This is a genomic window from Prevotella sp. AGR2160, from assembly GCF_000424185.1.
In the GTDB taxonomy this organism is placed as follows: Bacteria; Bacteroidota; Bacteroidia; order Bacteroidales; family Bacteroidaceae; genus Prevotella.
Genome location: NZ_AUJK01000033.1, coordinates 1 through 10780, shown reverse-complemented (window position 1 = coordinate 10780; position 10780 = coordinate 1). Strand labels below are relative to the sequence as shown.

Annotated in this window: 7 protein-coding genes and 2 pseudogenes; 1 reads left to right on the top strand and 8 read right to left on the bottom strand. The window is 50.6% G+C overall.

Annotated features, from left to right (window positions below):
• The 8 genes and pseudogenes from G604_RS0112260 to G604_RS0112225 form a co-directional block, all read right to left on the bottom strand.
• Positions 1-244, bottom strand: a pseudogene (locus G604_RS0112260) (DDE transposase); the annotation flags it as partial.
• 262 nt (positions 245-506) lie between these two features.
• Positions 507-1826 carry a DUF2130 domain-containing protein gene (locus tag G604_RS0112255; RefSeq protein WP_028910808.1) on the bottom strand — a complete coding sequence of 440 codons (1320 nt, stop codon included), beginning with the start codon at positions 1824-1826 and terminating at the stop codon, positions 507-509.
• A gap of 89 nt (positions 1827-1915) precedes the next feature.
• Positions 1916-5422 carry a type I restriction endonuclease subunit R gene (locus G604_RS0112250; protein WP_028910807.1) on the bottom strand — a complete coding sequence of 1169 codons (3507 nt, stop codon included), beginning with the start codon at positions 5420-5422 and terminating at the stop codon, positions 1916-1918.
• Between the two features lie 30 nt (positions 5423-5452).
• Positions 5453-6697, bottom strand: coding sequence for a restriction endonuclease subunit S (locus G604_RS14465; protein ID WP_051220411.1), 1245 nt, complete (start codon positions 6695-6697; stop codon positions 5453-5455).
• The gene (locus G604_RS14460; protein ID WP_051220410.1) at positions 6694-6978 is read right to left on the bottom strand and encodes a PDDEXK nuclease domain-containing protein; all 285 of its coding nucleotides are present in this window, start codon (positions 6976-6978) and stop codon (positions 6694-6696) included. Before G604_RS14460 ends, G604_RS14465 begins: the two co-directional genes overlap by 4 nt.
• On the bottom strand, positions 6905-7333 hold the full coding sequence (locus G604_RS15105; protein WP_081657769.1) for a DUF1016 N-terminal domain-containing protein: 429 nt from the start codon (positions 7331-7333) through the stop codon (positions 6905-6907). The genes G604_RS14460 and G604_RS15105 overlap by 74 nt, the downstream gene beginning before the upstream one ends.
• A gap of 95 nt (positions 7334-7428) precedes the next feature.
• Positions 7429-8271, bottom strand: a complete 843-nt coding sequence (gene dinD / locus G604_RS0112230) for a DNA damage-inducible protein D (protein ID WP_028910806.1) — start codon at positions 8269-8271, stop codon at positions 7429-7431.
• A 75-nt stretch (positions 8272-8346) separates the two neighbouring features.
• The gene (locus G604_RS0112225) at positions 8347-10404 is read right to left on the bottom strand and encodes a class I SAM-dependent DNA methyltransferase (RefSeq protein WP_028910805.1); all 2058 of its coding nucleotides are present in this window, start codon (positions 10402-10404) and stop codon (positions 8347-8349) included.
• A gap of 192 nt (positions 10405-10596) precedes the next feature.
• Between G604_RS0112225 and G604_RS0112220 the strand changes: the two are divergent.
• A pseudogene (locus G604_RS0112220) lies at positions 10597-10780 on the top strand (IS1380 family transposase); the annotation flags it as partial.

Here is a 10780-nt window from a genome sequence, read left to right as displayed (position 1 = left end):
GGTTGCGAACAGGGAAGTCGTATATCATCCTCTCTTCACCGAAGCCGTTTGACTTGACGCCATCAAAGCCCTCTGGACGATTGTCCTTCTCATCAAGATATATGTGAAGCTCGGTCTTGTAAAGCTTCCCGTGATCTTTGGCTGGCTGCTCGTTGAAGTCCACCACGTCAAAGTAGTTAGTCACGCCCTCGGGGAGGATATATATCGCTAAACCTTTGTAGAAGTCTATCTTTTCTTGTTCCATGACCGCAAAGGTAAGCAAAAAAAATAGTTTTAGCACGCTATCATATCAAGTTCTTTGGTTAGGCAGCGGCATCCGCCTGCCACGGACAATCCCCCTTGGGCCCTGAATCGTGGAAGATGAAGAAAAGCAAGCAAGCTCGTCCAGTGAGAAAATAGTTTACATAGAAGGAAGCGGTGATCCGCAGAATGCTGTCCCACATGTCCCAGGTGTCCCCTGTCTCTTTGTGGGACAGATCTATGGTGCGATATAGAGATGATGATGCTTATGCGTTGCTATGGTTTCTCGCCTCATCGAATTTCGCTTTCATAGTCGGGTTCTTATAGGTGAGTTTGCGGATAGTAAGCTCATCGGTGTCTTTATTGGCAAGGCGGAGGCTATTCTCTGAGCTGACAAGTTCATCACGTACTTTTTGAAGTTTCTTAATCGTCGCGTCAATGTCATCAATGGCAGACTGATACTTCTTTGCAGCCATCTGATAGTGGCCAAGGAATTTGCCTTTGAATGCTTCCAACTTTGCTTCAAAGTTGGTTACATCCACGCTTTGGCTACGGGCTATCTGCAATTCACGTTTGTATTCCACACTCTTTTTGGAAGTACTGACAAGGAGTGTGATAAGAGGGATAAAGAACTGCGGGCGGATGACATACATTTTCGGATACCGGTAGCTGACATCGACAATACCATTGTTGTAGTATTCATTTTCTGGCTCAAGCATTGATACAAGCACAGCATACTCGCAATGTTTCTTGTTACGGTCTTCGTCAAGTTTCTTGAAGAAGTCCTCGTTCTTATGTTTCTTTCCGCCGTTCTCTAATTCGTTCTTCATCTCGAACATGATAGAGATGTACTCCATGTCTCCATCCTTGTCTCGGAAGATGAAGTCTCCCTTAGATCCCTCGGACGCGTCATTGTCCTTCTCAAAGTAAGCTGTTGGGTAAGCACTTCTCAAATTGGTGTTGTACAGTGTCCAGCAATGCTGCTCCAAAGACTCACCAATCATCTTGGTAGTCATACGGACCTTCATGTCCTTGTAATACTCCACCTGTTCCTGAGCCTGTTTCAACTTTAGCTCATAGCTCTCCTTCATGCTGTTGGTTCGCATGATAGCTTCGTTCTTGTCGGCTTCGATTTGAGCATTTAGTCGCGCAATATCATTGTCCTTCTGCTGCAACTCATCCTTGGCGCGGTTTTGTTCCTGAAGGATGGCGACCTTCTTATCGCTGTCGCTTCTGTCAATCTGCGCCTTCAACTCAGCAATGGTCTGGTCCTTAGAGTTCAACTGTTTGCCATATTCCACGGCAGCTTTTTGATCGAGACTGTTCAGCTGCTCAGTCAGCCGGGCAATTTCAGCATCTTTCTTGCCAAGCGCCACATCCTTTGCTGCAAGCTTACTCTGAAAAGTCTGTTCGGCCCTTAGTCCTTCTGCCTCTTGTTGCGCTTTCTGAGCTTCTGCCATGTCATGGAGCCGCTTCTCAAGCTCACGGTCAAACTCCTTGTTCTTTACTTGACTGAGGATGGCCGCATAACCAGCCTCGTCAACGGTAAATGTCTTGCCACAATTAGGGCATTTCAGTTCTCTCATCATTTTTTCTTCTTTTTAGTAATTTACGATGCAAAGATACACGACAAGTGTGCAGCCATCCTTCATAGAAAAAATATTTTGTCTAATTTCTATATCTTTCCTTTCAAGCCATCCGCACTGACCATCGTTGCGTAGAGATACATAGCCACGGCAGCGTGCAGACAGGTAGGCAGCAGCTCAGCGGGGATGTCGATAGCCCGATGGTTCTCATTGTTTCGCCAGCTATACATATTACGATAATACTGCTTGAACCGCTCAAGTCTCGGATTCCGCGTGCCGTAGAGCGCCTCCACCTTGGGAAAATGGCTCACGGTTTCTCGCAAGGCAGGCTCACGCCCGTCGGCCCCTAAAGGCATCCGCTCACCATGCTCCACCCAGTATATCTTCTTCAGGAAGGCTTCGAAACGGCTCACCAGGTCGGAATACCAGGTGCGATAGTCCTCTTCCCGGTGCTGGGCACGGTAGAGGCAGTTGAGGGTACGCTTCAAGATCGTACGCAACCCCTGCAGGTCGGGAATGGTATCGACGTTGACCAGGCGGAAGAAGATGTCGAGCACCTCGCTGAAGCTGACCTCGTATTCGCCTTTGCAGAAGTCGGCAAAATCCGCGCGAAAGGCCTCATTGAGTTTCTCCTTTAATGCCGTTTCGTCGTAGGGTGGATTGACCTGCTCACGCACACGCTCAAACACCCATTGGTTGATTTTATCCCGTAGCGATGCATCTTGCCAATAGCGTGTCATCAGCTCCGTGCTGGCTTCCGTGACGTTCGACATATTGTTCTGTACCGAGAAATCGCTGTCCTGGTGGGCCGTGTCCTCATCGCTGTTGAGCATGGAGTTGACCACCGTATCGTCCTGCCTCACATTCTCCACCACGGTGTCGAGCTGATGGCGCACGATATCGCTGTCCTTCCAGTTGGTGTTGCCGAAGAGGTCGTTGAACTGCTGTTCTATCGTGGACAGATGTTCCATGTTGGGCTCTGCGGCCATATCGTTGATACTCGTCGGCACGGGGGCTATCTCAGTATCGGTATTCTCCAGTTGGATGTTTCGCTCGTCCACCTTCTCCTGGCGGTAGCGGTCGAAATCGACGGCCTCGAGGAGCCCCTCCGTCAGGTCGTCCATGCCCAGCGACGGCAGTTTTCTCACCAGCCACACCAGCACCTCTTCCTTCTTCTCCCACTCCCGGCTTCCATCAGGCATGATGGTGCTCAGAAACTCATAGGTGCGGATATAGGCCTTGATGGCACTCTTGCACTTCACCTGGTCGTCCTTGTCGAGTGCCATGAAGCGTTCCTTCATCGTGTCGAGGATGGGGTCAAGCTCGGTGCGCGGCGCTTTTGCCCAATATCGTCTCACAAAAAGGTCTATTTCTTCCTCCGTATAGATATCGTATCCCTCGATGGTGGCCAACAGGTCGTTGAGCTTGTTGGGGTCGGTCTCGCTGCTGAGCAGCGTCGTCTTGTAGTAGGGCTGGAAAGCCTCCTGTATCTCGTCTGCAGTGTTGACGAAGTCGAGCACGCTGGTCTCGTGCTTGCCCGGCATGGTGCGGTTCATGCGCGAGAGCGTCTGCACGGCTTGTAGGCCGTGCAGCGGCTTGTCCACATACATCGTGTGGAGCAGCGGCTCGTCGTAGCCCGTCTGGAACTTGTCGGCAACGATGAGAAAACGGTACATGCCCGTGCGGAAGGTCTTCTCTATCTTCGACGACGGGAAGCCGTTGAGCCGCTGTTCGTCCACCTTGGTGCCGCGATAGTCGTATTCTCCGCTAAAAGCCACGATGGCCTTGTACTGGCTGCCACGCTCCCTGAGCAGGCGGTTCACGGCGTAGAAATAGTCGATGGCGCGCCCGATGCCTGTGGTGACGATCATGCAGCGCGCCTCACCGCCTATCTTCTGCGCCACCGACGTGTGGAAATGCTCTACCATGACCTTGGCTTTCTCTGCTATCGTTTCCGGCTGGCTCTCCACAAAGTAGTGGAGCTTCTTCATGGCTTGGTCGCGGTCAAACTCCGGGTCGTCCTCTACAGCCTTGCGAATGCGGTAATAGCTTTTATAAGTGGTATAGTTGCGCAGCACGTCGAGGATGAACCCCTCGTCGATGGCTTGCTTCATCGTATAGACATGGAACGGGCGGTGAGCCGTTTCGCCGTTGTCTTTGATGTAGGGCACGCCGAAGACCTCCTCCGTCCGGTTCTTTGGTGTAGCGGTGAAGGCATAGAAGTTGGCGTTTGGCGCCATCTTCCTGCCGTTGATATACTGGTCGACGGCCTCGTTGACAGCATCCTCGTCATCGGCGTCGACATCGGTGGGAGCCTGTCCGCTGAGTACCATGTTTCCTTTGCCGCTCATCTTGCCGCTCTGACTGGAGTGGGCCTCGTCGATGATGACGGCGAAGTGCTTATCTGCCAGGTCACCGCCTACGGAGTTGAGGATGAACGAGAACTTGTGCACCGTGGTGAGGATAATTTTCTTGCCGCTCTCCAGGTGTCGGCGCAGCATGTCGGAGGTGCTGGCCCAGTCGACGATGTTCTCGTTTTGCATGAACGCCTTCACGTTGTCGCGTAGCTGCTTGTCGAGGTTCACGCGGTCGGTAATGATGATGACGCTGTCGAACATGCATTTCCCATTCCTCATCATCCCCACAAGCTGATAGGCGAGCCATGTGATGGTGTTGCTCTTGCCCGACCCCGCCGAGTGCTGGATGAGATAGCGCTCACCGACCGCCTTTTGGCTTGTGTCTTTGAGAAGCAGGCGCACGGCTTCGAGCTGATGCCAGCGCGGCCAGATTATTTTCTCTTTCCGCTTGCCGGTGTCCTCATCCTTTTCTGTCACTACTTGCGCATAGTGCTCGATGATGTCGCTCAGGCTGCGCTTCGAGAGGATGTCTTCCCACAGATAGGCGGTCTTCAGTCCGTTTGGGTTGATGGGGTTGCCGGCACCGTCGTTCACGCCCTTGTTGAATGGCAGAAACCACGAGTCCTTGCCACAGAGCTTGGTGCACATCTCCACCGTCTCGTCGTCAACAGCGAAGTGGATGGCGCAGCGCTTCGGCATGAAGAGCAGGTCATGCGGGTCGCGGTCGCTGCGATATTGCGCCACGGCGTGGGCGGTGTCCTGACAGGTGAGCCGGTTCTTCAGCTCCATGGTGATGAGGGGAAGCCCATTGAGGAACAGCACCACATCGACAGAGTTGTTGTTGTCGTGGCTGTAGAAGAGCTGCCGGATGACGCAGAACTTATTCTTGCGGTATTCCGCCCATCTCCTCACGCTCTGCTCCGTGGGATAAGGGCAGTAGAGATAGAAGGTGTAGCTGAGGTGCTTCACCCCCTTGCGCAACACGTCTACAATGCCGCGTGTGGTAATCTCCTTGCGCAACCGCTCCAAGAACTTGCGGTGGTCCACGTCGTTGGAGAAGATGCGCGAGGCGGCAACCTTATCGGGCTGCGTGGTCTCCAAGAACAGCCGCAGCCGTTTCTCGTCGATGGCATAAGTCAGGTCATAGTCGCCACTGACACCCTGCTCATAGTGGTGTTGACTCACGAGGTATTCGACGATCATGTCCTCTAAAGATTTCTCACTCAATTGGGTTGGCATATCTTTTATATTACTCTATTTATGTTTCCTTTATGAATGTACATCTATCTTCCCCGTCACCGCATCGGAGATGATGCGCTGGCGAAGCTCGTTCATATACTCCAATTCCCTCGTCTTCTCCGTTATCAGCTTGTCTATTTTTGAAGTCTTGTCCTGAAGATAATCGACGATGGCACGCTGCTCGGAAAGTGGAGGAAGAAAGAAAGGTATTTTCTTTAGATTTATGGGATCCAAATCCCATTGACCGACTCTAATTCCCTTTGAATACTGGGAAAAGAACGGTACATAAGCCTTACTTCTTATAGCAATATTGAAGAACTCCTTATTATCAAATCGCAAATCACAAGTGTAATATGCAGGGCTTACAATACCTTGATAATTAGATACTGCATAAGAGCCTTGCCAAGACTTCATCTTATTTATGACGAATTGCCCTTTCCTTACCAATTTATATCCTTTTAAGTCGTCAGGTATGAAATTATGATTTTCATCTTTTGAATCTGTATTGCGAATAATAACACCTTGTTCTCGAACAACAGAAAGAAGCTGCTCTTTAGGATGACCTTTGTCAGATATAATTCGTAAGAAACTGCGTAAATTTTTTACCTCCCAATGTTCTGGTATCTCCCCTATCCAATTAATCCCCGACGGTTTCATCTTTACGTTGGGGTCGATGCCATGAGTAACGGCACGGGCAATGAGGCTTTGCTTCAACTCCTTCAAACGCTCTATCAGTTGCTGCTCCTTGTCCATATAGGTGTCTATCTTCCCCAACTCCGTATCAAGGAAAGAGACGATGGCACGCTGCTCGGTGAGAGGAGGAACAGGAATAAACTGTGAACCAATAAAATTGGCATTTGCTCTTGGCATCTTAGAACCATAAGTAGAAGAGTTGACTAAATCTACAAAAGGCTTAGCGAGAAATGTGTATTTAAAGAAATCTGGATATTCTTTATTTCTATACACAAGGAGCTCGGTAGAGCAGCATCCATCAGCTTTGCATTGGTATGCTTTAGCAAGATAAGGTCTCAATTTTCCAAAGAGAATGTCACCTGCCTGAAAATGATTTGCCAAGCCTTCCGCCTTGATGCCACTTTGTACATACTTGCCAGTAAAAGACTCGATATTTTCCATCCCTATATATTGTAAGCCGTTCGGAACAATCTTGTCGTTTATCAGTTGCAATTTGTATTTCAGTTTTATAGCATCCCAGTGGCTCGGTATCTCCCCAATCCACTTCACTCCGCTGTCTTTGTATGAATCGTATCGTTTCATTTCTTCTCTTTCTTTTCTTCGATGTTGCTTGCCAATCTCCTCACCTGATTGTTCTGTTCGATGAGCTGGTCAGACGTAGGGAGATAGAGCTGGTACTTGCTTGCAAGGATTGTCTTGTTGTCTTCAGGCAGTGTCAGCCGCACCGCCGTATCGTTCTTGTCCGTACACAACAGTATGCCTATGGTAGGATTCTCCTCGGGCTGCTTCTCATACCGGTCGTAATAGTTGACGTAGAGTTGCAGCTGTCCTAAGTCCTGATGGGTCAGCTTGTGCGTTTTCAACTCTATGACGACAAATGCGATATTGCGACCAGCTCAATTGCGAACACAGTGTATTCGCAATTGGATAGGTACGATAAAATTTTCGGCACATCTCTAATTGTCTTACCGAAACCCCACTGCCATATACAGGTGTGAGATCCCTTGACAATGTATCTAAAAGATACGATCCATAATCGGCACGTTCCTTTCCCTGCTGCTCCCTCTCGAATATCCGCTTACCGATGTTCCAGTACATGAGCACGCGGGTGTGGTCAATGCTTCGGGCTGCATGATGACGGGCCTGGTCGATGATCGCCCGTATTTCATCCACAAGCTCCTTGATGTTGCTGCTGGCTATGCTGCGATTGTCTTCCATGCTTACAATTAATATTGATTCAACTCATTTTCCAGATTCTCTTCACTCTGCTGTCCTTGTATGTCGGGTATCTCTTCATTGGTGAAAACTTTCGATTACTTTTTCTTCTTGTCGCCTTTGTTCTCTAAAGCCTTTTTGTTCTCACTCGCAAGTCTACGCTCAACCTTCTTGACATCTTCGGCGGGCGGAAGATTCTCAGGAACAATGCCTCGTTGAATCATCATGTTTCTAACTGCGCGATTGTTGTCAATGTGCTCTTGGGATATCTGTGACTCCCCATATAAGTCTTTCTGCTGCACATTGACATTGGTCATCTCAGCAGCAAAGTCTTTAGCCTTAATGCTGATTGTAGGCAGAAAATCAGCTACTGCACGCGAAACGGGAACACCCATTTTGCGTTTCATCTGTAATGTGGACAGGCGAAAGAGTGCTTGGTCGCCTTTGGAACGAATTCTAGCGAAACTCTGCCCGTTAATTCCCCTCTCATACAAAACACCAGACAGCCGCTTCTCTGTATCCTGGAGCTTTGTGCGCGCCTTGACACGTTCTATCTCTGCGAGTCTTTTCTCAATGATTTCAGCCTTACGCGTTTGGATGGCGAAATAGGTCTGGGCAAAGGCAATCTGCTCTTTACGCGGATCTCCATTTTGTGCAACAAGATAACAAGCATAGCGAGTAAGCATGATGTCATCAACTTCTCTTTCGGATCCACTTCCCAGCTTGACCATTTTCCTGACGTCAGGAAAATGGTCGGCAACTACATGACCAGCGTTTTCGCAAGACACCTTCGCCTTGTCAATAACTTTAGAGAAATTCTCCCACTTGCTGTAGCCTAAGAGTTGTTGGAGATCTCTTGCACTCCAACATTCAACTCCATCAATATCCATGGCAGCCGACTCAAAGTCGTTGTAGTATTGTATTATAACTTCCTTCTTCATTGATATAATGCTTATGTATTTGTAAATCTATCATTCTATCGTTTTCTTGACGTCAGGAAAACGATAGTCGATTTATTATTTCGTGATGCTGAGAATCTCCTCCAACAGTCCATCGGTCTCCTGCTCGATGCCGGTGATGTCTGCCACGATGTCGTGAACACTGCGGAGCTGCACGGGCTTGTAGAAATACTTGGTGAACGAGAGCTCGTAGCCCACCTTGGTGTCGTCATCGCTGACGACGGCGTCGGGGGTGTAGGGCAGCACCTCGTTGCGCATGAAAGCCTCTATGCCGCCCTCATAGCGCAGGGGTACCTGTTCGACATCGCGCAGCGCCTTGTCCATCTCACCGCTGACGGGCTTTGCCTGTGGGTCGGTGACGCTGATGAGAGGCCGGAGCTTCTTCAGCAGTGTCTTCTTCAAGCCGAGCGCGCTGGCGTAGGCGTCCCAGTCGTCGAGGGGCGTGTCGGCAGGTACGCTGTCCATGGCCTGCCGGCACTGCTCCTGCTCCGCGGCCGTGAGCTTGCCCCGCGTGAGGTCAGCGTCGGGAAGCACACGCAGGCGCAGCGGCCGGTCGACGGTGATCTCCCAATAGCCAAACTCGTCGTTGGGGAATATTTTGCTCTCAGGGGTCTCCTTGAAGTCCATGAGCAACTGGATGATGCGTCGGCGGTCGTCAGCGTTGGTCTCGCAGTTCTTCTCACCGAGGTTCTTGCGCAGCGGTGTCTTGATGCCGGTGGCGTCGATGAGCTGCACCTTTCCGCAGCGGCGCGGTTCCTTGCGGTTGGTGACCACCCAGACAAAGGTGCCGATGCCGGTGTTGTAGAAGTCCTTCTCCGGCATGGCGATGATGGCCTCCAAGAGATCGTGGCTGATGATGTACTGCCGGAGGTTGCTCTCGCCACCGCCGGCGTTGCCCGTGAAGAGCGATGAACCGTTGTGCACCTCGACGATGCGTGTGCCCAGCTCCGTATCGTCCTTCATGCGCGAGAGGTTGTTGGCAAGGAAGAGCATCTGCGGGTCGCCGATGCCCGGCACAAAGTTCTCCGTCTCCATGTGCCCGTCGGGCAGCAGGGAGGAGAAGACGAAACGCGAGTCGGTAATCTTGTCCTTCTCGTTGTCCTTCAGACCCCAGCGGTGCATATCCTCTTTCCATGGCGTGCCGAAGGGCGGATTGGAGATGCAGAAGTCGAAGTGCATGCCGGGATGGCCGTCTTCGCTGATGGTGGAGCCGCAATAGAAGCGTTCGCGCGTCTTGCCCGCGTGGTTGTATTGGAACGACTTGGCCGACGAGGAGAGCATGAGGTCGGCCTTGCATGTGGCGTAGGTCTCGGGCTGCAGTTCCTGGCCGTAGAGCTGGATATTGACTTGCCGGCCATGTTTCTCGGCAAGGTCCTTGATGAGCTTCTCAGAGATGGAGAGGATGCCACCCGTGCCGCAGGCGCCGTCGTAGATGCTGTAGGTCGCCGACTGCAGCTTGTCGGCCACGGGTATGACGGCGATGTCGGCCAACAGCGCCACATAGTCGCGTGGCGTGAAGTGCTCTCCGGCGGCGGTGACGCTGTTCTCCTCATTGAACTTTCGCAGCAGCTGCTCGAAGAGTGTGCCCATGGTGTGATTGTCGACGCCCGGCAGGCGCACGTTGCCGTCCTTGTCGAGGACGGGGGTGATGCCCAGGTTGATGTTGTCGTCGGTGAACTTCTCGATGATGGCACCGAGGCGCCCCGCGTCGGAGAGGTTGTCCACCTGCTGCTTGAGCTTGAACTTGTCGATGATGTCCTGCACGTCGTGGCTGAAACCATCGAGATACTCCAAGAAGTTCTGCTTCAGCCGGACGGGATTGATCTCACCGCGCAGCGACTTCATGGTGAACCGTGAGGTGTTGCAGAAGGGATAGCCGGTGATGGAATACAGCTGTACATCCTGTGCACTTTCGGGTATTCCGAGCTTCGACAGCACTTCCTTTTGCTTGAGCACCTGGTCGTGTGTCGGCTCAAGGAGAATATCAAGACGACGAAGCACCATCATCGGAAGGATAATCTTCTTGTAGTCACCCTTGTCGAAGGCGTTCACCAAGACATCGTTGGCAATGTTCCAGATGAAGGAGAAGAGTTGGTTATATTGCGTCTGTTCCATATTATCTTTATTTCGTTTGCAAAGTTAAAGCATTTATTCATCATATGCAAATTTGACCTTAATTCCGCAACACTTTGATTTAACTTTATTTATAAGTACCTGAGCAACAAAAAGTTGCTCAGGATTTTGCCATGTCAGATTTTTCACCTATCTTAGTGTTGCAAATCAAAATATGTATCAAACCCGACAGACATGGCAAAGGTAGCAATAAAATCTGAGAAACTCTCTCCTTTTGGAGGTATTTTTCCAATAATGGAGCAATTTGATTCCAAGCTCTCATCTGTAATCGACTCAACCCTCGGTATGAGATGCAGGCTGTATGGTTATCAATACAGCGAAATCATCCGTTCGCTTATGAGCGTTTATTTCTGTGGCG